The sequence below is a fragment of the Marinospirillum sp. genome (genome assembly GCF_044810985.1).
In the GTDB taxonomy this organism is placed as follows: Bacteria; Pseudomonadota; Gammaproteobacteria; order Pseudomonadales; family Halomonadaceae; genus Marinospirillum.
The window spans coordinates 2,471,630-2,491,526 of the sequence record NZ_CP085242.1; the positions used below are offsets into that span (position 1 = coordinate 2,471,630).

Genomic DNA, 19,897 nt, shown 5'->3' on the forward strand with positions numbered 1-19,897 from the left:
TAATTTCAGTCGCTATTATGTTGTTCTTGTCGCAGGGTCTGGTTGGATCGCAACCCAGGCACCCCGGGTAGCCACAGCTATCATAAAAAGATGCCCTGTGCGGCTTGTGCCTCGCAAAGAAATGCGCCGGAGTAAAAAATCACGCAAAAAGATGCAGTTCGCGCCCCAGCAGGCTGAGGCTGATATTCATGCCTTGTTTGAGTTGCTGGCGCTGGACGAAGTGCTGGGGCACGTAAAAGCGTAGTGGCCATTGGCTGGCATGTTGCGGGCGGATCGCCAGGCTGGCGTGGGGGCCCAGGGTGACGAGTTCTTCAATCCGACCTTTGATGGGGTTTTCGCGGTCACCAGCCACGGGTCGATCCGGGCGGTGCATGATCAGGCTGTGGGGTGGAGCCATCCAGGTAACCCGTTGATTCTTTTGGAAGCCTTTTTGATAAGGCAAAGTGAGGGTAAGACCGCTCCAGTCGAGCTGTAAAGCTTCTTTTGTATTACTGAGAACCCGCCCTTCAAAGAGGTTTTGCATGCCCAGTAGGCGTGCGACAGTGGGGCTGGCTGGCCTTTGCATCAGACACTCCGGCTTGGCAACCTGAAGCACCTGACCGTGATGCAGCACACAGATACGATCTGCCAGCTGCAGGGCTTCTTCCAGGTCATGAGTGACCAGCAGGGTAGGTACAGCAATTTCCTGACGCAGCAAGGCCAGTTCCCGACGCAGCTTCTGTCGGGTGGCCTGATCCACGGCGGAGAAGGGTTCATCCAGTAACAAGGCACGAGGGCGGGCAATCAGAGCGCGCGCCAGAGCAACCCTCTGGCGCTGTCCCCCGGAAAGTTCTGCGGGTTTGCGATCTTCCAGGCCCTTGAGATGAACCCTTTCCAGCCATTCCTTGGCGAGATTGATGGCTTGTTTTCTGGATAGGCCTTTCAGTGGAATCAGCAGGTTATCCAGAGCAGTTAAATGCGGAAAGAGCGCATAGCTTTGAAAAACCATCCCCAGCCTGCGTTTTTCCGGTGCCAGCAGGATGCCCTTGTTGCTGTCCAGCCAGCAGTGTTCTCCTGAATGAATCTGGCCTCTGGCCTGGGTGTAAAGACCGGCCAGGCTGCGCAGCAGGGTGGTTTTGCCGCTGCCTGAAGGCCCCAGTAAAGCGACCAGTTCACCGGGCTGGCAGTTGATTTTGACCTCCAGGGGGATGGGGTCGGTTGCCTTCAGCTGAAAGCAGAGGTCCGGGCTGGAGTCATTCATGGTTCTTCACCGGTTTGCGCACGCGTAGCTGTCCCAGCCATTGCAGCAACAGCAAACTGAAGAAGGCCAGAGCCAGCAGGAGCAGTGCCATCTGTCCGGCGGCCTGCATGTTGAAGGCCTGCACCTGATCATAGATGGCAATAGCCAGGGTACGGGTTTCGCCTTCCAGATTGCCACCGACCATCAGCACCACACCAAACTCACCCAGGGTATGGGTGAAGGTGAGCAGAAAAGCACCCAGCAGACCCGGCCAGACCAGGGGCAGTTCAATGCGAATCAAGGCCTGCCAGGGGTTGAGACCACAAACGCGGGCAGCATCCCGGATTTCCGGGTCGATATTACCGAAGGCATGCATCAGCGGCTGAACGGCAAAAGGCAGGTTGGCGAGAATACAGGCCAGCAGCAGGCCTTCAAAGCTGAACGCCAGTTGGTGACCGAACAGGCTGTACCAGAGCTGGCCGAAAGGGGCTTCACCGGAAATGGCGACCAGAAAGTAATAGCCCAGTACGGTGGGGGGCAAAACCAGTGGCAGAAAAACCAGGCTTTGAATCCAGTTGCCGGCAGGCAGTTGTTTCCAGGCCAGGGCACGGCCCAGAAAAATACCCACCGGGAGCAACAGCAGGCTGGTGAAAAGCGCCAGGCGCAGGGAGATTTCCAGAGCCTGCCATTCCATTTACGGTGCTCCGAAACCAAAGCTCTGCAGTTTTTCGATCACTTCCGGCTTTTGCAGGTGGGTATAAAAGGCTTCAGCAGCGGGCCCGGCGTTGTTCATCAGCACCATGCTTTGTTGCAAAGGTGGGTGCTGGTCATCGGCAATCAGCCAGGCTTGACCCTCCAGCTGGCGTGGCTGGATCAGGGGCCAGGCAATAATACCGGCGGAAACGGCTCCGGCCAGTACAAACTGCACGGACTGGGCCGCATTTTCACCCTTGACCAGTTGCGAATCCGGCAGATCCAGATCCATATATTCCAGCCAGCCCATCGCAGCAACTCCGTAGGGGGCATGGCGAGGATTGGCAATCGAGATCTTGCTTTCCGCGTTGCTTTGCAACCAGGTGCGCAGGGCGGATTCGGCAGTTTCTGCATTCAGTTTCCGGTGCGAATAAAAAGCCAGACGACCTCGTGCATAATCAGTACCGGCATCACGGGTCAATCCAGCTTCATGCAGGATGGCAACGTAATCGGCATTGGCCGAAAAATACAGCTCAAAGGGTGCGCCCTGGCGTAACTGGCCGGCAAAAACACCGGAAGAGCCGTAGGTGATCTGCAGGCGCAAATCCGGGTTCAGGGTTTCAAAGTCTTTCTGGATTTCAGGTAAAGCCACTTGCAGATCAGCGGCGGCGGCAACACGGCTGGTGTTCTGCGCGAACAGGGGGCTATTGAAGAACAGCAGCAGGGCAAGAACGCAAAGCAAAGGATAACGTTTAGCCATTGAGGGGTTTCCATTGCAGAGGCTGGTGGTCGATGCTGCTTCGGGGGTTCATCACCGCAGGCTCCACTTTCTGAACTTCAATTTCCCAGGTCAGGGTTTGCCCGGCCAGAGGGTGATTACCATCCAGAAGCGCACCCTGCTCGGTCAGTTTGACAACTCTGAGAGTGAATTTACCCTGTTGTCCGCCCGGTGAAAAGGTCATGCCCGGCTGGATGTCGCCGGGTGGCAGATGCTCTTTTACGGCTTCAAAAACCAGCTCCGGGCGGTGAGGGCCAAAAGCCTGTTCCGGCTCCAGGGTGATACGCTTACTGTCACCGACTTCACAGCCCAGCAGCTGTTCTTCCAGCGCAGGCAGCAGTTGTTTTTTACCGGGCTGAAAGTGCAGGGTCTGAGCATCGGGATTCAGACACTGGCCTTCTTCATTCAATAAGTGATAGTCAGCGGTGACCTGAGTGGAGTTGGAGATTTTCATACTAGCCCTTGTGTTTGATTCCACTGCCCGGTGGCTTCATGCTGCCATTGTCCATGCCGGTTTCCCGACAATCGGGGCAGACCAGTATATGCTCGTGAGCGACACCGGCTGTTTTCAGACGGCTGATCATTTCCGCCAGAGCTTCACCGGCCGTGAAAGTGATACCGCAGGCCTGACACTGGATCTCTTCATCCGGCCGGGCATCAGCTGCTGCTTCTCTCTGCTCAGGGGCTTCACGGGCAGGCTTTACAGAGGATTCAGCGTTGATCGGAAGCAGGGTTTTAAGGGTGGTTAAATCAGCTTCCAGCTGGATTCGAGTCATTTCAATCAAGTCCAGCCAGGTTGAACTCAACTGATACTCTTCAGTGGCGGCCTGAGCTTTCTTCACCAGTTGCTGAATGCCGGGCAGGGTGTAGTTGTTGATGAAGCTGCCCATATCCTGAATGGCCTGGTTCTGGAAAGCAGGCTCGTCACCGGCCTCTTCCAGCAGTTGCGCCAGCACCCAGGCCAGCCACTGCAGATTCAAAGCCAGGTGATCGGGCAAATCATGAAAAGCCTGGTCTTTTTCCAGTTGATAACGCAGATAGTAAACCTGCATCGCCTGGGTGGAGGTGCCCATGACGCCGCCATCCAGATAATAACCCAGGTTAAGGGGTGCCGGTGCCGGGGGAGTCAAAAACAGGCGACTGTATTCCTTGATCAGTCCCAGCTCATTATCGAGTTGATTCAGAGATGTCTGCAGATGTTCGGGTGTGATGGCCGGCAGGTCTTTTGCCAGAGATTTCAGATCCTCCAGGAGTTCATCTTTCAGATGGGCCGCAGTCAGGTCTTCCTGGGCTGCCAGAAAAACACGTGCCATGCACAGGTAGAACTCAGCACGCGGCATCAAGGCAGGAAGTTGTGGGGGTAGAGCGTTCATTCAATCAGACTCCTGATATTCAAGGTGGAAGCCCCTGTTTGCACAGAGGCTTCCAGTGGTTGCCGACTAGCTGACTGTTGCAGCCTGCTGTGGCGTCGCATCATTGCTGATGTGATCCGGTACCGCGGAGAGGTTAAAGAACTTCTCACCCAGTACATAGAGTACAAAGATCATCGCCCAACCCATGAGGGTCAGTGCCCACTCGGTGGCCGAGGGGGTGTAGGCAATCAGGTCGGGAACCCAGGTTCCCTTGAATAGGGGGACAACCTGACCACCGACCACGAAGTAGAAGCGCTCAGCAAAGAGGCCCAGCATGACCAGAACGGAGGCCAGTACCTGCATGTTCATCTGGTTGCGCAGGCTGCTCTTCAGCAGGATGATGAAAGGCAGCAGTAGACCTACCCACAAAGCCAAGTGGTAGATAGCGGATGAAAGCAGGTAATCCGACCACACCAGACTGATTTCGGGGTTGTTGGTGTAAAGGCCGGTGATGGCTCTGACCACAATCAACAACAGGGTGCCGCCAATCAAGGCTGCAAACAGCTTGGGCAGGGCACCGGTCATCAGGTTTTGCAGGGGCTGGCACATATTTTCGCGCTTGAAGCCGTGAGCCAGATAAGCAAAAAACACGATCACAGCCAGGCCGGTGGTGATGGCCGTCAAGTAGAAGTAGATCGGCATCAGGGCATCGAACCAGAAGGGGCGCATGCTCATCATGCCGAAGATCAGTGCCAGATTGCCACTGGCCAGCAACACCAGGATAAAAGAGGCGATCCCTACCTGTTTGGTGGTCTTGCTGTCCCATTCACCAGTATCCATTTTGCGGAATTTCCACAACAGGAAAAGCAGATCCAGGGTATAGAAAACCCCCATCCAGAACATGGCGGATTGTGCCTGAAAGTTCAGCGGAATGGCCCAGAGCATGCGGAAGGTATTACCCAATTCCAGAGCCAGTACCGTCATGCCTGAAACCAGCACAATAAAGGCCAGGTAAATGCAGCGTTTGGCAAGGGGGTAGTATTGCTTGAACCCAAACACCAGAGGCAGGGAGGCCAGAAGCCCCAGACCTGAAGACGCCAGAGCGAAGTACAGGTAGGTGGCAATGGGCTGGCCCCAGGGCAGGGTGGACGAGGTGTTGAAAGAAGAGTGGCCCTGGCTGCTGATTTGCACCAGTGCAAAAATCAGACAGACCAGAAAAACCACACCGGAAATCACCAGCAGGCCGGAGCCCGCCTTGCCTTTCATAATGTTGGTATCACTCATGATTTATCCCCTTTACCCGAAGGCTGGAAAGCGGGCACACCAGCACCGACACCCAGGTAGTAAACCTGGGGCTTATTACCGGTATGATCTTTCAGACGCACGCCGTGTTTATCACCAATCAGCTGGTTAACCTGACTTTCAGGGTTGTCCAGATCGCCGAAGTAGCGGGCCTTGGGTGCACAGGTGCGTACACAGGCCGGCACATACTCTTTGACCGCCGGGTCGTCTTCATCCAGATTCACGGTGCCAGCAGGTGCCTGGCTGGTTTTGTGGTGGCAGAAGGTGCACTTGGACACCACGCCGGGAGGCTGGATACCAATGCCTCGGCTCCAGTCTTCATCAGGACTCTGATAGGGCGGACTCCACATTTGCCCATTATCCCCCGGAAAGATTTCGCGCAGATCCGGTTCCAGCAAGGGCTTTTCATCCACATAAAAGCGCACGCCGTATGGGCAGGCAATCATGCAGTATTTGCAGCCGATGCATTTGTTCCAGTCCACAAAAACCACACCACCGGCTTCTTCATCTTTGTAGGTGGCGCGGGTTGGGCAGACATGCACACAGGAAGGGCTTTCACACTGCATGCAGGGTCTGGGCAGCCATTTCATCTGGCCGCTGGGATATTCTCCTTCGTGGTAGTAAAGGACATCCTGCCAGCTTTCACCGGGCAGGGTGTTGTTTTCCATGGAGCAGGCGGTGGAACAGGCTTGGCAGCCGGTGCACTTGTCCAGGTCGATGACCATTCCCCATTTAGGCATTTTGGTTACTCCTCAGATATTCGGTTAAACACGTTCCAGGGAAACTTTGCCGGTGTAATAACTGGCAAGCCCTGAAATCGGGTCAGAAACGTTGGCGGTAATTTCACTGGAGTTGCCGGGGCCTCTGTTTTTAGCCCAGCGTCCCTGTGCCCAGTGTCCGAATTCAAACGGGAGGATCACCGTGTCGGGTCGGTGTGAAGCAACATAGCGGCATTCCGCTTCTATGGTGCCGACATCCGATTTCAGTTTGACCCAGTCACCATTGGCAATGCCACGCTGACGAGCTGTTTCCGGGTTGATTTCCAGGTAAACAGTGTCGTTGCCACCAGCCACTGGCTGGTGAATGCAAATGGCCTGGGGCAGGTTGGCACCCCGACCTTCAGCATGCATGGGGGTCTTCGGAGTCACCAGATGAAGGTCACCCTTGCCGCCGGTATAGCGGGGTTCGAGCCACTGAATCAGACCGGCACGATCGGCACTGATGCCTGTTTCTTTCTGGATGTAGTCGGCATGTTCATCCAGTTGCCGGGAGCGCAGCTCAAATTTGCCGGACGGTGTTTTCAGCAGTTTCTGCTTCACTTCCGCAGGTGTCATTTTCTTGCTGTAGCTTTCACCTTCCCATTCGTAGAATTCACCGCGAATCTGCTTCCAGTGGTAAGGCTTGCGATACCAGACGCCTTTCTCCTTCCAGGATTCGAAGTCGTTGACACCATTATCACCCGGCTGGGCGCGGAAGCCTTCGGCCAGGTGGCGCAGAACATTTTCCGTACTTTCCAGTGCGTGATAGTAGTCACTCATGGGGCCGTTGATGCGTTTGCCCAGTTCGATCAGGATGTCACCATAAACCTTGGTGTCATACAGAGGGTCGACGGCCGGGGTGCGCAGCTGGGTCATTGGGTAGCCCTGGAAGGGATAGGTCGGCGCATCCTGCAGACGTTCCAGATAAGTGTGATCCGGTAGGATAATGTCCGCATACATGGCGGTTTCACCGGGGAAGGGCGAGGTGTCGATGACAAACACATCCTTGAGTGCTTCTTCCCAGACCTGCGGGTTGGGCGCTGACCAGATGGGGTTGGTCAGGTAGAACATGGCCGTGTCCATGGTGTAAGGGTCAGCATTCAGGTGGTTCTGGGCCACCTCCTGAATCATGTTCCCGACCAGTGGCCAGCGATCCGTGCCCTTCATGTCGATGCGCGGATAGCGTCCATCCATGCGTTTGGCATGATCGTCCATATAGTCTTCGGGGCTGACCGGCATGGGGCCATAGGCGGGACCCATTTGATAGAAGAGACCGCCTTCAGCAAACAGGGAACCCACCAGTGCATTCAGGCTGTGAATGGCCATACCATTATAAGTGCCGTTGGTGTGACCAGCTGCGCCCCTCTCAAAAAGGGCGATACCCGGACGGGTGGAGCCAAACTCAATGGCTGTTTTGCGAATGTCTTCGGCTTTTATACCGGTGACACCTTCCGCCCATTCCGGCGTACGATCCTTGACTTCCAGATTCCACCAATCGGTCAGGCCGTAAACCCAGTTTTCCTGGAAACTGCCTTCAGGGATGGTCTGGCCTGCCTTGAAGCTTTGTCCCTCGTCCCGGAAGTCACCGACAAACTCTTTGTCCCACAGGCCTTCGGTCATGATCACATTAGCCAGCGCCAGGGCAAAGGCACCATCGGTACCCGGCTTGATGTAGAGGGCACGGTCTGCCGCAGCCATGGTCGGACTCATGCGGACATCAACACAGGTGATGCGGGTGCGGGGACTTTTTTCCCGCATGACACCCCACTGCTGCATATTGTTGTTGTAGGGGCGGAAGGACTCCAGAAAGCTGGCACCAATGATCAACAGATAATTGGTGTTAGCATAATCATAGGCACTGTAAGAGCTGTTGCCATCGGTCATTTGCTTGGCTTTTTTGGAGCCATCCGCGCAAATTGAAGAGTGACCAATGGAAAAGTTGGGTGAGCCATAGAGTTTGCCGAATGCCCCTTGCAAACCGGCATCCGATGCACCCCAGCCGCGACCGTAGAAGGATACAAAGCGGTGGGATTCATTGTTGTCGCGCAGCTTGTTCATACGTGCGGCAACGGTATCCAGCGCTTCATCCCAGGAAATGGGAACAAAACCGGGATCTTCATCCCGACCTTTGTTGGGATTGGTGCGCTTCATGGGGCCTTTGAAGCGATCCGGGTCATAAAGAATATAGGAACCCAGATGCCCTTTGGGGCAAAGTTTGCCGTTGGAGATCGGGTGCTCACTGCTGCCGTACATGCCGTGCACCCGTCCATCGGTGGTGTAAACATCAATCCCGCAGCGTGCCGGACACTGGTGGCAGATGTTCTTGGTGATGGTGGTTTCACCGCGGGGTCGTGCTGCCCGCGCTTCGCTGGTTTGCGTTAAGCCTGTTAAACCTGTGACACCGGCAGCGGCAGCACCTGCTGCACCTGCGGTACCACTGGCCTGCAGGAAACGCCTTCTACTCATCATGGCCTGAAAGATTTTCATTGCCATCTTCTCCTCATCAAGGGCTGGTTATTGTTATTGCTTCTTCCGTAAAGAACGTCCGTGCAGCCGGTTCCCTGGAGGTCTTTCTCTTCTTTGGTTGCGGGGGCAAAGCCTTTGCCGCACCGCTTAACCAAAGAGACTGGCGAACCCACCCTGCATCAGTGCCTGGTCTTTACGACAGGCCGGACAAATGCCGGGTGGGCTGTCTTGCTGTGCCCCGCTCACCTGTTGAGGTGGCAGGGCAAATTCACGACCGCAATCAAAACAACGAGCCATGCGGCCGGCGCGCAGTTCGATCATCAGTGGCTTCGGGTCTGGAGCTGTGGAATCCAGACTGAGAGCCTGCTCCGGGCAGGCCTCAACACACTGATTGCAGGCCAGGCATTGCAGACGGTTAAAAATCAGACTGCCATCATCCTGAGTGGTCAAAGCCTGGCTGGGGCAGAGTCTTGAGCACAGACCCTGGGCATCACAGGTCTGGGTGGACAAATGCATGAATGGCAGTCGCACTGCAGGGGCCTGAGGCAAGCGCTGAGAGGCGGCGTAGTGGCGGTGCAGGCGTCTGGGGGCCGGATGCTGGTCTTCGGCTGAATAAACAGGTTTTCCGGCTCGGGATGCACCCGCGAAAAGTTGACGGCGGCTCAGACTGGGTGGTGCTGCGGTGTGAAAATTTCGCCCGGCTGTCTGGGTCTGGGTGGAAATCCATTGCGGTGGTGATAAAGGCTGACTGGCATCCGGCTGGGCCTGACATTGAGCGCAGTCTTCGGGAAGCAGCAACTCCAGAGGGTTGTTGGGATGCAGGTTCTGCCAGACCATCAACTGGTCTTCGGCCAGGCTGAACAGGCAGTGCACCTTCAGGTTTCGGGAGGCTGTGGCACTGCGATGGCAGGCCAGTTTCAGTGTCCGGTCCGGCTCGGGAGTCAGTTGTTGAAGCTCTGCGGTTAACTGCTGATGTTCACTGCTGAGCAATGCTTCGGTTGGGCAGGCGGCAACACACTGGGCACAGCCGTGACACTGATCACTGGCAAGCAGGCGCAAGCTTTGCTGAACATCTCTGCGAGCTTCTCCAGTCGTGAAGGTGTCGGTCTGATTGTCTGTTTCATCAAAAGCCAAGGCCTGGGTTGGGCAGGCATCCAGACAAAGATTGCAGGACTGACGATAGGGGTGTGACTGCAAACAGCGCCCGGAAACCCAGCCCAGTGCAGCGGCAGCCGGATTGGTCAAAGTTAAAGCTTGTGCATAAGCCGGAGAGTTACTCATGGAGTTCTGCTTGCTGTTTTTATAGTTGTTAAGGTTGCTAGTTCGCACATGCGAAATAGCGTATATATAACTAAGTGTCGCAGCCGTCCTATACTTCAGCAAGATTTATTGGAGGTAAACGAGAGCTTCTTTGATTTGCATCAATATGAAGCCGGGGTATTAGGCGGGGAATTGCTCACGGGTGGAGTTGGCATATTTCACCAGGGCGAGCATGAGTGGCACTTCCACAAGCACACCTACCACAGTGGCCAGGGCTGCGCCGGATTGCAGGCCAAAGAGGGCAATGGCAGCTGCTACAGCCAGTTCAAAGAAATTGCTGGCACCAATCAGGGCACCGGGCGCAGCCACCCTGTGGGGTACGCACCAGCTTTTGGCCCAGTAGTAGGCCAGCAGAAAAATCAGTACCGTCTGGATGACCAGGGGAACAGCAATCAAGGCAATATGCAGCGGATTGTTGAGAATCACTTCGCCCTGAAAGGCAAACAGCAGCACCAGGGTGATAATCAGTGCCACGGGCGTCACCGAGCCGATTTTGGGCATTAACACTTGATCAAACCATTCCTGGCCTTTGCGCCGGATCAGGGTGATTCGGGTCAGATAACCGGCCGTCAGGGGGATGACAATATACAAAAAGACCGAGAGAGCCACTGTGTCCCAGGGCACCGGAATATTGGAAAGACCCAGCAGCAACATGACAATGGGGGCAAAGGCAAACAGCATGATCAGATCGTTTAGTGCCACCTGTACCAGGGTATAGGCAGCATCACCCCGGGTCAGGTAACTCCAGACAAACACCATGGCTGTGCAGGGTGCGGCACCCAACAGAATGGTTCCGGCCAGATACTCATAGGCCAGGGCTTCGGGAATCAAGGGCTGAAATACCACCAGCAGAAAAAACCAACTGATGGCAAACATGGTGAAGGGCTTAATCAACCAGTTGATGGAAGTGGTGATGACCAGTCCTTTAGGCTGTTTGCGAACGCCCAGGATGGCTGAAAAATCGATCTGAACCATCATCGGGAAAATCATACCCCAGATCAGGATCGCAACCGGAATCGAGACCTGGGCATATTCATAGGCGGCCAGGGCTTCAGGAATGGCGGGGGCAAACTGACCCATCAGAATACCGGCAATGATCGCCAAAGCCACCCAGACAGAAAGAAAGCGGCCAAAAAGGCCCATGCTTTCAGTTGAGGGTTCAGCCTGGGTTTGGGTCGAATTGCTCACTGGGTGGCTCCATGTATATGTGTAAGGGCGCATATGCTGCGCCCTAAAGGGGAGCTTGTCAACAAAGTGAAAGTGATCAGAGGTTGGGTGGAATAATCAGTACGGGGCGCTTGAGTTGGCGACAAAGCCTTTCTGCAGTACTGCCAAACATCAGTTGTTTGAGTGGATTCTGGCCCCGCTTGCCGAGAACCAGCAAATCGATGGCGTGGTAACGGCTGGACTGAAGAATTTCCTTGATGGGATCGCCCTGGGCACGGATGACTTCCACTTTTTCATCTTTTTCGTACTTGGCTTGCAGATCCTGGATGGCCCGTTCGTGTGCAGTCCGGTCATGGTCAGTCTGGACATTAATAATGACGGAATGCTGGGCCCGCTCTCCCAGCCTGGAAAAGAACCGCTCAGCGGCACTGGCTGCCAGGGAACCATCGGAAGCAAGCATCAGGGTTCCGGTCGGCTCTTCAGGCTGTTCGGTCAGCAAAAGCAAGGGAAAATAGGTGGTTCGGGCTATGTTCAGGGCCACGCTGCCCAGAAAAAATTCGTAGGTTTTGGAGTGGTTGTTAAACAGGATCACCACACCATCAGCCCGGTTTTTACTGGCAATCTGATTCAATTGATCGGCGGGCAAGCCAGGCTCAACCGTGAAGTTCACTTGTTTGAGATTCAGCTTTTCCTGCAGCAGTTGGGCATACCCCCTTAATTCCTGCTGAGCTTTTTCTGCGGCTGGCTCGTCCAGGGTTTTTACATGAGCCAGAGTCAGCTTTTCCACCCCCAGCAAAGGCATCAAGGCCGAGAAGCCGGAAACAAAACGCTTCTCATCAAAAGGCAGGTCAACTCCAACAATCAGGTGGTTAAGCATGTTTGAATCTCCTTTTAGGTTCTTCCCTGAACTGTAGAGTTATCCCAAAAGTCCTTCAAGTTCTTTCGGGTTGGCAACCTTGCCTTCAACCACAATTTCATCATCCACAGCCAGAGCCGGTGTGCGCATAATGCCCGCATCAATGATGGCATTGGTGTCCGTGATTTTTTCAATTTCGTAGTGAATGCCTTTGGCTTTGGCCGCCTCTTCCACATTGGCGGTCAGTTGGTTGCACTTGGCACAACCGCTACCGTAAATAGTGAATTTCATGGTTTTTTTCTCCTTGGTTGGTTTGACGGGTTTATACCCAGTTACCGTAGATGAAGCCGCTTGTGGTGGCCATGACGACCACCAGCCCGCAATAAACCAGAGTTTTCTGAGTTCCGAGTATCGTGCGGATCACCAGCATGTTGGGTAAAGACAGAGCCGGACCGGCCAGAAGCAGGGCCAGAGCGGGTCCCTTACCCATGCCTGATCCCATCAGGGCTTCCACAATGGGAACTTCGGTCAGGGTGGAGAAGTACATCAGCGCACCTAGAAAAGAGGCGATTAGGGTAGAGCGAAAAGAATTATCGCCAACGGCCTGGGCGACCCATTGGGAAGGTATGACGCCTTCCTGACCAGGACGGCCCAGAGCAAAACCGGCCACAAAAACACCGGCCAGCAGCAGGGGAAGTATTTGTTTGGCAAAATCCCAGCTTTGCGCAGTCCAGTCACGATCCTCATCCCGCAGGGAAGCAATCAGCATCAAGCCACCAATACCGATCACAAAAGGTAATTCAGGAGCTGCAGGTACAGCCCAGGCAGCTACAGCTATAGCAGCAGCCAGTAGCAGTAACTGGTTGGCAGGCCAGTGCCAGCGCCAGATCAACAAGACGGCCAGGGCTGCAGACAGAAGGCCGGTGATTGGCCATTTCCAGGCATAAATCTGCATCCAGGCCGGACTGTCCGCAGCAGCCCAGTTGGCAAACACCAGAATACCCACCAACAAGGCAAAAAACAGGGCAATAATGTCCATGGGCTTGTCAGACTCGCTGCCACCCCCAAACCCCCGACGGCTTTTTTCACCGCGTTGGCTTTCTTCCTTGCGATAGATGACATGCATGATGGTGCCAATCACCAGGGCAAACACAATCGCACCCACAGCTCTGGCAATACCGATTTCCGCACCCAGAACCTTGGCGGTAACGACCACCGCCATCACATTGATGGCTGGCCCGGAATACAGAAAGGCAACGGCAGCCCCCAGCCCGGCACCGCGTTTGTAAATACCGCCAAACAAGGGCAGTACTGTACAGGAGCAAACGGCCAGCAGCGTACCGGAAACCGAAGCAACGCTGAAGGCAACCGGCTTGGGTGCATCCGGCCCCAGGTAGCGCATCACGGCCCCTTCGCTCATATAAGTGGCCAGTGCACCGGCAATCAAAAAAGCAGGCAAGAGACAAAGAATGACGTGTTCACGTGCATACCAGTGAGTGAGCCGTATTCCTTCCAGAAAGGCATTGCTGACACGCTCCTGCTCGACGGGCAGAAAAAAGATCAGCAGGAAGATGCCCGTCATCAGAGCAAGCAGGCGCAACTGTCCGCGATTATCCTGCAGCAACTGTATAAAAGAAGGCTTTTCAGTGTCAGGTGGCATGATAAAACTCCGCTGGCTCGTGAAGTTTTATTAATATATCAGTATATATGGATGTAATCAAAGCGGGATAACTCTGCAAGCATAAAGCCAACATCTTGACTAGAGTGATACTAGGTTTCCTTAACAGCAATCCAAAAGAGGTGCAGTGTATGACCAAACTCCTTGTTTTATACCATTCCATGTATGGCCATATAGAAACTCTGGCTGAGGTGGTGGCTGAAGGTGCCCGAAGTGTTGATGGGGTTGAGGTTGCCATCAAACGTGTACCGGAAACCATGCCCGAAGAGGCCTTCAAGTCTGCCGGCGGGAAAACGGATCAAGTGGCCCCCATCGCCAAACCGGAAGATCTGGGCGAGTATGATGCCGTGATCTTCGGTACTCCGACCCGCTTTGGTAATATGTCCGGCCAGATGCGCAATTTCCTCGATCAAACCGGCGGTCTTTGGGCCAAGGGCGCGCTGGCGGGCAAAGTTGCCAGTGTTTTTACTTCCACAGGCACTGGCGGCGGCCAGGAAATGACCATCACCTCCACCTGGACGACCCTGGCCCACCACGGCATGGTTTTGGTGCCGATCGGTTATACGGACCCTGCTCTTTTCGACATTTCCCAGGTCGGTGGCGGCACACCCTATGGTGCCTCAACGATTGCCGGTGGGGATGGCTCCCGCCTGCCGGATGACAGAGAGCTGGGTATCGCCCGTCACCAGGGCGAATATGTCGCTAAAATTGCCGTGAAAATGCAGTCCTAAAACCATCTCAGGGTTTTTAACAAACACCTGAAGCCACACCGCTACTCAATGAGTAGCGGTGCGTTTTAGTGAGTGAAAATCCATGTGTCTGACATCTGAAGAAGTGACTGTTCGGTAGCCATGTAGATGACCGCAAAAGAAGCTTTCCTAAAACTCGAGTCCGACGTTGACGCTGGGAAAATAATGAAAAGACTCGGTATCTTTGTCAAGGCCAAAAGTGAAAGCTGGCTCTATATAAGCCAACTCAATAGGCTGCCATTTATAGAAGAGCTCAAGAGACAATATCGGGAAGGAGGTATCATCTTCGCCTGAATAAGGAGGGCAGCTACTACATGAAGAATCTCTTTCCACCCAGGTATCCGAACCGATCGCCCAGCCTGCATACCAGCCCAGCCCCAGCCCTTCATAAGCATCCTTGACCATATAACGGTTGCCATAGAGCAGAGCCAGAACATTTAACTCGGAAATACCGCTCCCACCATCTTCACTGTACTCCGTAAGGAATTTCATACGTCTGAGTGAGTAGTATTTGTAGCTGTGGTTGAAAGGGGGGTAGAGCCCACCTTCAGATTTCCAGACCAGGTTGATTTGCTGCATATGGGCTTCGTCATCCAAATCACTGTTATCCAGCAGGTCGGAATCATCATTCATCTCATCCGGGACTAGGTTGATGGCAACAGAGATTCTTTTGTCCTCGGCAGTAAAAAAGTTTTCAGCAAAACTATTCTCTGCCATGACTAAAAACCAGCAGGCAGTAAATAGGAATAAGTGGAAGGAGGTCTGGTTTTTCATGGCAGTACCTGAGTTTTGTTTTTTTTGAAAGATTGGTGAAAGGTGTATCTTTACTTTAGGTGGAGTTCTGTAGAGGGTCAAGTTGACGAGCAAATTAGTTCCTCCAACTGCTTTTCTGCTCTGCATGCAGGGCTGCTTTTAACCTTTCCCTTAGTTGTTCGCTGATCCATTCACTGAGTTGCTGCTGGTGTCTGGCTTTCCATTTGTTTTGTTGCAGGGATTTGGCCCATTGCAACAACTGTACCTGTTGTTGTCGGGGCCAGTCGCTGGCCTGGGCCTGAAGTGTCAGGTGGGTGCGTTGGGCGTGGGGGCGCAGCCACAGCCGCTGGGTGAAGGTCAGGGCACGGGCCATGACGACCAGCGGGAAGTTGGGGTGGCGCACCGGCCCGACATAGTCTTTTTTGCCTGCCAGAGGAATCCAGCCCAGGCGTTTTCCGGGCAGCTGCTTGCTGGCCCACCAACCGCTGGTGGAGCCGATCAGGCCGCCGGAGATGGCACCCAGCATAAAAGAAGAGCCACCCACACCCAGATCAATCAGGGAACCGGCGGCCACTCCGGCTGCGCCGCTGACCAGCAGCAGATCCTTTTGCTTCAATCCCCACAGATACCAGTTTTCAGTGTTCATCAGGTTGTCGCTGTCCAGATCCCAGGCGCTGTTGAGTGCCAGTTGGGTATGCCCGTGCCCCCAGTCTTTGGCCAGTTGGTGAAAAAGCTGGGTTTCGGCTTTATCCAGACGTTGTTGCAGGTAATTTTCCGGGCTGTCGCTGAGTAACGGCGGGAGCTTGGAAAGCGGCTCGCGGCGATTGACTTGTTCACACCAGTAGTTCGCCAGTTCCCGACTGACTTCCTCCAGACGCTGCTGGTCTCTTTCTGCCAGTTGCTGGCTGAGCTGGGTTAACGGTCGAGTCCATTCACTGGTGAGTTCCGCCATGGCCCGCAAAAGAGCCTGGCGGGCGGGTAGGGTGGCCGTCATGGGATTGAAGGTTCGGACCCATTGGAAAAATTGATTGAGGGTGGTTTGCCATTTTTCATGGGTCGAGTCGGGGTTGATCGGGTTGATAACCGCCATGCGGGGTTGTCCAGTCCAGCGCAGGATTTCCATTTCCGCTTCATCGGCGGCTGTGGGCTCGCTGGCGGCATCGGTGATGTAGAGAATACCGGCCCCGGCCATGATGGGTTCCAGTAGCTGGACTTCATCAGGAAAACGTTCGGCATGCCCCGGTTCTGCCAGAAAGGCTCGGACTCGATCCGGGCGCTGTGCCGGGCTGACTTCTTCCTGCTGCAGCCAGGCCAATACCTGGCGGGAGCGCTGAAAGCCGGGGGTGTCGGTGAGGGCCAGCAGCAGTTGCTCGTTTATCTTGAATTCAAAGCGTTCATTTGACTGGGTGGTGCCGGATTCGGTGCCGATCTGGACGCTGTCATTTTCCACCAGGGTGGAAACAATCGAAGATTTGCCCTGGTTGGGGTGACCGACCACACAGAAATGCGGGTAGCTGTTCATGCTTCAGGCTCCAGCCAGACCAGTTGATGTTTACGGGCAAAGGCTTGCCAACTGGCGAGGTGACGCTGATCCGTTGAAGTCGTCTGCAATTGCAGCGCCTGCCTTGTACCCAGCTTGCGGGCGTGGTGAATTTTGTCCGCCAGTTCGGCCAGGGGTGTTTGCCGGGCTGTCACCTTCCAGATCAGTTTTTGCGGGGGTTTTTCCAGCCAGGCAGTCCAGGCCTTTTCTTCTTCCTGCCAGTTACCCAGCCCCAGGCTGAGGCAGGTTTCAGCTTGTTCTGTTGGTGGATATGTTTGCCAGTAAATGCAGTGGGCATCCTGCCATTGGGCTGTCTCTTCCTGATTAAGAGGTGCAGAAGTGCCGGGGTTCGCAGCCGTTGACTGGGTACTGTGGATATTGAGCTTTCTGGCTTGCAAGGAAGAGGCCCGCCACCGGCACAGGCCGGTCAATAATAAACGCGGCAGCAGATTGTAAAAGAGCAGACTGGCCATCAGAAAAGGCCACCAGCGACTGGCCAGGGCAAAGGAAGTGTCGCTGGATTCAATCCGCGCAAACCGGGTTTGCTCAATCAACTCCAGGTGTGGCACAGCTTGCGGCCAGAAGGCTTGCCAGGGCAGGCTTAGGGTGGCTATCCAGCGGGCCAGGCGTTCACCATCCGTCAAAAGGGTGGAGCTCCAGCCAAAGGCCAGATCCGAAAAAAGCAATAAAAGCAGAAAGATAACCAGTAGGCCCAGAGCAAAAACAACCCAGAGCGCATTAAGCTGGCTGAGCAACCACCAGAGCTGGTGGGGCTGAGGCTGCCAGTAGCTGGAAAGCGAGTGTTGAAAGCGGGTGACCCAGGGGCGTGCCGGGGGGCGAACCAGAGCCAGAAGGGCGATCAGGCTGCCCAGAAAAGGCAAACCGGCCCAGAGGAGCCAGACCCAGAGCAGGTTGATGCGTCCTTCGGGTGTATAACTAAGGGCTGCAGCACCCAGAAGGCTGCCGGCCAGAAAAGAAAGCAGCCAAAGCCACCAGGGCAGTTTCAGGCGAGCGGATGACCTCTGCAATTAACCTCCGGTCATATTCATGAATCTTACGATCTGAACCTCCCCATCATTGCTGAAATGGTGTTGTTCAGGCTTGAGTCCCATCGCCTGAATAATAGCAGCTTTCAACGGCTCGTTGTTGGTGGGGTGCTCGCGCAGGTAAGGGCGTAGATCAATGGAATGATCATTACCCAGGCAGAGCAGCAAGCGACCTTCCACGGTGACGCGTACACGGTTGCAGTCGCCACAGAAGTTGTGGGAATGCGGGGAGATGAAGCCAATTCGGCTGTGGCTGTCGGCCATGCGAAAGTAGCGCGAAGGCCCGGCGGTTTCACTGTCACAAACACTCAGAGGGTAGCGGGTTTCGATGATTTCACGCACTTCATCACTGGAGCAGTAGGTTTCTCCGCGTTGATGATCGGAAACTTCACCCAATGGCATTTCTTCAATAAAACTGATGTCCACGCCCTTGTTGCGCGCCAGTTCCACCAGATCCAACACTTCATCCTGATTGCGACCGTGCATGATCACGGCATTAAGCTTGATGCCTTCAAAACCCGCCTCGATAGCCGCATCCAGACCCTCCAGCACTTTTTGCAGGTCGCCGGTGCGGGTGATGCGGCGGAATTTGTCCGGGTCCAGAGAATCCAGGCTGATGTTCAGGCGTTTGAGGCCACCGGTTTTCAGGGTTTCGGCATAACGCGGCAACTGGCTGCCATTGGTGGTCATGGCAAAGTCCTTCAAGCCCAGGGTGCCGATAAAGTCCACCAGTTCGGGAAGGTCGCGCCGCACCAGGGGTTCGCCGCCGGTCAGACGAATTTTTTCCACACCCAGTTCCGTGAAAGCCTGGGCAACACGCCCCAGCTCTTCCAGGCTGAGAATTTCCTGGCGGGGCAGAAAGGTCATTTCCTCGCTCATGCAGTAGACGCAACGAAAGTCACAGCGATCGGTGACCGAGATACGTACATAGGTGACCTGGCGCCCGAAGTTGTCAACCAGGCGGGGCAGGTTGGCCGGTGTGTTCATTTTAATTATTCTCCCAGCGTGCAGCGGCCTGGGTATCACTGGTGCGTGAGCTGACCCAGTAATCGCCGCTGGTGGTGTGTTCTTTTTTCCAGAAAGGGGCGCGGGTTTTCAGAAAATCCATGATGAAGTTGCAGGCATCAAAAGCATCCTGACGATGGGCGGAAGCCGTGACCACCAGAACAATGGGGGCACCCGGTTCCATGCGCCCGATGCGGTGAAGGATTCGCAGACCTTTCAACTCCCAGCGCTTTTCGGCTTCCACAGCAATTTGTTCCAGAGCCTGTTCGGTCATGCCGGGGTAGTGTTCCAGAGTCAGCGCTGTGACTTCGGGTTTTTCATTGAAATCCCGGACATAGCCGGTGAAGCTGACCACGGCCCCGATATCGGTGCGCTGATCAGCCAGGAGCTGAACCTCCTTGCCGGTATCAAAACTTTCCCTTTGTACGCGAATAAAGCGCTGATTCATATCTAGCCCCCGGTGACCGGTGGGAAGAAAGCAACCTCATCGCCTTCCTTCAGGGTCTGACTGGGTTTGGCCATCTGCTGGTTGACGGCCATCAGCAGGTTGGGGCTGGACAGGTGGTTGTGCCACTGCTGTTTCTGGCTTTTCAGGTGGGTTAGAAGATCGCCCAGGGTTGAGCCGGAAAAGTCATCCAGCTCCAGGCTCAGGTTATCCACACCCAGTTGTTCGCGCAGCTCGGCAAAGAAGTTGATTTGCAACCCCGCCAGTTGCTGTGTGTCGCTTTGCAGGCTTGCATAAGTCCAGTCGCCGGACTTGCCACCGGTTTTTTCTTCAACATAGGTGTTGCCAATCACCATGCGTTTATCCACCGCCTTGCACATGTCATAAACTGTCAGGGCGGCCACCGAGGCTGCGGTCAGAGCTTCCATTTCCACGCCGGTCTGCCCGGCCAGTTTGCAGGTGGCGTGAATGCGAATGCCGGGCAGTTGTGCATCCGGTTGCAGTTCCACTTCCACCTTGCTGAGCATCAGGGGATGGCAGAGAGGAATCAGTTCCGAGGTACGTTTTGCCGCCATGATCCCGGCAATACGGGCTGTGGCCAGGACATCCCCCTTGGGGTGACCGCCTTCCACAATCATGTTCAGGGTGTTGGCTTGCATGGTGACGCTGGCGCAGGCTGCTGCAGTGCGCTGGGTGATCTTCTTATCGGAGACATCCACCATACGGGCTTCGCCTTGTGCATTTAAATGCGTCAATTGGTTCATAAGTGC

20 protein-coding genes are annotated in these 19,897 nt (G+C 54.9%); 1 reads left to right on the forward strand and 19 read right to left on the reverse strand.

The features are described 5' to 3' along the window. Positions 1–139: 139 nt before the first annotated feature. From LG323_RS11645 to LG323_RS11705, 13 genes are all read right to left on the reverse strand, one after another. Positions 140–1,240 carry an ABC transporter ATP-binding protein gene (locus LG323_RS11645; protein ID WP_404416311.1) on the reverse strand — a complete coding sequence of 367 codons (1,101 nt, stop codon included), beginning with the start codon at positions 1,238–1,240 and terminating at the stop codon, positions 140–142. Continuing rightward, entirely contained in the window at positions 1,233–1,913 is a 681-nt protein-coding gene (modB, locus tag LG323_RS11650; protein WP_404416314.1) for a molybdate ABC transporter permease subunit, read from the reverse strand. The genes LG323_RS11645 and modB overlap by 8 nt, the downstream gene beginning before the upstream one ends. Continuing rightward, the gene (gene modA, locus LG323_RS11655; protein ID WP_404416317.1) at positions 1,914–2,672 is read right to left on the reverse strand and encodes a molybdate ABC transporter substrate-binding protein; all 759 of its coding nucleotides are present in this window, start codon (positions 2,670–2,672) and stop codon (positions 1,914–1,916) included. Then, the gene (locus tag LG323_RS11660) at positions 2,665–3,144 is read right to left on the reverse strand and encodes a peptidylprolyl isomerase (protein ID WP_404416320.1); all 480 of its coding nucleotides are present in this window, start codon (positions 3,142–3,144) and stop codon (positions 2,665–2,667) included. The genes modA and LG323_RS11660 overlap by 8 nt, the downstream gene beginning before the upstream one ends. Position 3,145: 1 nt before the next feature. After that, a complete protein-coding gene (locus LG323_RS11665) occupies positions 3,146–4,063 on the reverse strand; it encodes a molecular chaperone (RefSeq protein ID WP_404416323.1) in 918 nt (305 codons plus the stop codon). A 66-nt stretch (positions 4,064–4,129) separates the two neighbouring features. After that, entirely contained in the window at positions 4,130–5,326 is a 1,197-nt protein-coding gene (nrfD, locus tag LG323_RS11670; protein WP_404416326.1) for an NrfD/PsrC family molybdoenzyme membrane anchor subunit, read from the reverse strand. Further along, complete coding sequence (locus LG323_RS11675; RefSeq protein ID WP_404416329.1) at positions 5,323–6,084, reverse strand: 4Fe-4S dicluster domain-containing protein; 762 nt, start codon at positions 6,082–6,084, stop codon at positions 5,323–5,325. Before LG323_RS11675 ends, nrfD begins: the two co-directional genes overlap by 4 nt. A 24-nt stretch (positions 6,085–6,108) precedes the next feature. Continuing rightward, positions 6,109–8,595 carry a molybdopterin-dependent oxidoreductase gene (locus tag LG323_RS11680; protein WP_404416332.1) on the reverse strand — a complete coding sequence of 829 codons (2,487 nt, stop codon included), beginning with the start codon at positions 8,593–8,595 and terminating at the stop codon, positions 6,109–6,111. A 120-nt stretch (positions 8,596–8,715) separates the two neighbouring features. Next, positions 8,716–9,849, reverse strand: a complete 1,134-nt coding sequence (locus tag LG323_RS11685; RefSeq protein ID WP_404416335.1) for a 4Fe-4S dicluster domain-containing protein — start codon at positions 9,847–9,849, stop codon at positions 8,716–8,718. 159 nt (positions 9,850–10,008) lie between these two features. Next, positions 10,009–11,031, reverse strand: coding sequence for an ACR3 family arsenite efflux transporter (gene arsB / locus LG323_RS11690; protein WP_404420137.1), 1,023 nt, complete (start codon positions 11,029–11,031; stop codon positions 10,009–10,011). 121 nt (positions 11,032–11,152) lie between these two features. Beyond that, positions 11,153–11,932 carry a universal stress protein gene (locus tag LG323_RS11695; RefSeq protein WP_404416338.1) on the reverse strand — a complete coding sequence of 260 codons (780 nt, stop codon included), beginning with the start codon at positions 11,930–11,932 and terminating at the stop codon, positions 11,153–11,155. Between the two features lie 39 nt (positions 11,933–11,971). Next, positions 11,972–12,202: a thioredoxin family protein gene (locus LG323_RS11700; RefSeq protein WP_404416341.1), complete on the reverse strand. Its 231-nt coding sequence runs from the start codon at positions 12,200–12,202 to the stop codon at positions 11,972–11,974. 31 nt (positions 12,203–12,233) lie between these two features. Next, positions 12,234–13,571, reverse strand: a complete 1,338-nt coding sequence (locus LG323_RS11705; RefSeq protein ID WP_404416344.1) for a permease — start codon at positions 13,569–13,571, stop codon at positions 12,234–12,236. Between the two features lie 149 nt (positions 13,572–13,720). Between LG323_RS11705 and wrbA the strand changes: the two genes are divergently transcribed. Further along, entirely contained in the window at positions 13,721–14,320 is a 600-nt protein-coding gene (gene wrbA / locus LG323_RS11710) for an NAD(P)H:quinone oxidoreductase (protein ID WP_404416347.1), read from the forward strand. Between the two features lie 147 nt (positions 14,321–14,467). Here wrbA and LG323_RS11715 read toward each other — a convergent pair whose 3' ends face one another. The 6 genes from LG323_RS11715 to moaC are packed head-to-tail and all read right to left on the reverse strand — an operon-like array spanning position 14,468 to position 19,891. Further along, on the reverse strand, positions 14,468–15,238 hold the full coding sequence (locus tag LG323_RS11715; protein WP_404416349.1) for a hypothetical protein: 771 nt from the start codon (positions 15,236–15,238) through the stop codon (positions 14,468–14,470). Beyond that, positions 15,207–16,613, reverse strand: coding sequence for a GTPase/DUF3482 domain-containing protein (locus LG323_RS11720; RefSeq protein ID WP_404416352.1), 1,407 nt, complete (start codon positions 16,611–16,613; stop codon positions 15,207–15,209). Before LG323_RS11720 ends, LG323_RS11715 begins: the two co-directional genes overlap by 32 nt. Next, entirely contained in the window at positions 16,610–17,659 is a 1,050-nt protein-coding gene (locus LG323_RS11725; RefSeq protein ID WP_404416355.1) for a DUF2868 domain-containing protein, read from the reverse strand. Before LG323_RS11725 ends, LG323_RS11720 begins: the two co-directional genes overlap by 4 nt. After that, positions 17,660–18,664, reverse strand: coding sequence for a GTP 3',8-cyclase MoaA (gene moaA, locus LG323_RS11730; RefSeq protein WP_404416358.1), 1,005 nt, complete (start codon positions 18,662–18,664; stop codon positions 17,660–17,662). It abuts the gene before it with no gap. Between the two features lies 1 nt (position 18,665). Beyond that, the gene (moaE, locus tag LG323_RS11735; protein WP_404416361.1) at positions 18,666–19,130 is read right to left on the reverse strand and encodes a molybdopterin synthase catalytic subunit MoaE; all 465 of its coding nucleotides are present in this window, start codon (positions 19,128–19,130) and stop codon (positions 18,666–18,668) included. 2 nt (positions 19,131–19,132) lie between these two features. Beyond that, the gene (gene moaC, locus LG323_RS11740; protein WP_404416363.1) at positions 19,133–19,891 is read right to left on the reverse strand and encodes a cyclic pyranopterin monophosphate synthase MoaC; all 759 of its coding nucleotides are present in this window, start codon (positions 19,889–19,891) and stop codon (positions 19,133–19,135) included. Positions 19,892–19,897 lie beyond the last annotated feature (6 nt).

Bases quoted from the DNA above. Each gene is read 5' to 3' on its own strand.
- modA (WP_404416317.1), bottom strand. From the start codon at position 2,672: ATGGCTAAACGTTATCCTTTGCTTTGCGTTCTTGCCCTGCTGCTGTTC.
- nrfD (WP_404416326.1), bottom strand. From the start codon at position 5,326: ATGAGTGATACCAACATTATGAAAGGCAAGGCGGGCTCCGGCCTGCTG.
- moaC (WP_404416363.1), bottom strand. From the start codon at position 19,891: ATGAACCAATTGACGCATTTAAATGCACAAGGCGAAGCCCGTATGGTG.
- LG323_RS11645 (WP_404416311.1), bottom strand. From the start codon at position 1,240: ATGAATGACTCCAGCCCGGACCTCTGCTTTCAGCTGAAGGCAACCGAC.
- LG323_RS11720 (WP_404416352.1), bottom strand. From the start codon at position 16,613: ATGAACAGCTACCCGCATTTCTGTGTGGTCGGTCACCCCAACCAGGGC.
- LG323_RS11700 (WP_404416341.1), bottom strand. From the start codon at position 12,202: ATGAAATTCACTATTTACGGTAGCGGTTGTGCCAAGTGCAACCAACTG.
- modB (WP_404416314.1), bottom strand. From the start codon at position 1,913: ATGGAATGGCAGGCTCTGGAAATCTCCCTGCGCCTGGCGCTTTTCACC.
- wrbA (WP_404416347.1), top strand. From the start codon at position 13,721: ATGACCAAACTCCTTGTTTTATACCATTCCATGTATGGCCATATAGAA.
- arsB (WP_404420137.1), bottom strand. From the start codon at position 11,031: ATGGGCCTTTTTGGCCGCTTTCTTTCTGTCTGGGTGGCTTTGGCGATC.
- moaA (WP_404416358.1), bottom strand. From the start codon at position 18,664: ATGAACACACCGGCCAACCTGCCCCGCCTGGTTGACAACTTCGGGCGC.
- LG323_RS11675 (WP_404416329.1), bottom strand. From the start codon at position 6,084: ATGCCTAAATGGGGAATGGTCATCGACCTGGACAAGTGCACCGGCTGC.
- moaE (WP_404416361.1), bottom strand. From the start codon at position 19,130: ATGAATCAGCGCTTTATTCGCGTACAAAGGGAAAGTTTTGATACCGGC.
- LG323_RS11715 (WP_404416349.1), bottom strand. From the start codon at position 15,238: ATGCAGAGCAGAAAAGCAGTTGGAGGAACTAATTTGCTCGTCAACTTG.
- LG323_RS11680 (WP_404416332.1), bottom strand. From the start codon at position 8,595: ATGGCAATGAAAATCTTTCAGGCCATGATGAGTAGAAGGCGTTTCCTG.
- LG323_RS11660 (WP_404416320.1), bottom strand. From the start codon at position 3,144: ATGAAAATCTCCAACTCCACTCAGGTCACCGCTGACTATCACTTATTG.
- LG323_RS11695 (WP_404416338.1), bottom strand. From the start codon at position 11,932: ATGCTTAACCACCTGATTGTTGGAGTTGACCTGCCTTTTGATGAGAAG.
- LG323_RS11685 (WP_404416335.1), bottom strand. From the start codon at position 9,849: ATGAGTAACTCTCCGGCTTATGCACAAGCTTTAACTTTGACCAATCCG.
- LG323_RS11705 (WP_404416344.1), bottom strand. From the start codon at position 13,571: ATGCCACCTGACACTGAAAAGCCTTCTTTTATACAGTTGCTGCAGGAT.
- LG323_RS11665 (WP_404416323.1), bottom strand. From the start codon at position 4,063: ATGAACGCTCTACCCCCACAACTTCCTGCCTTGATGCCGCGTGCTGAG.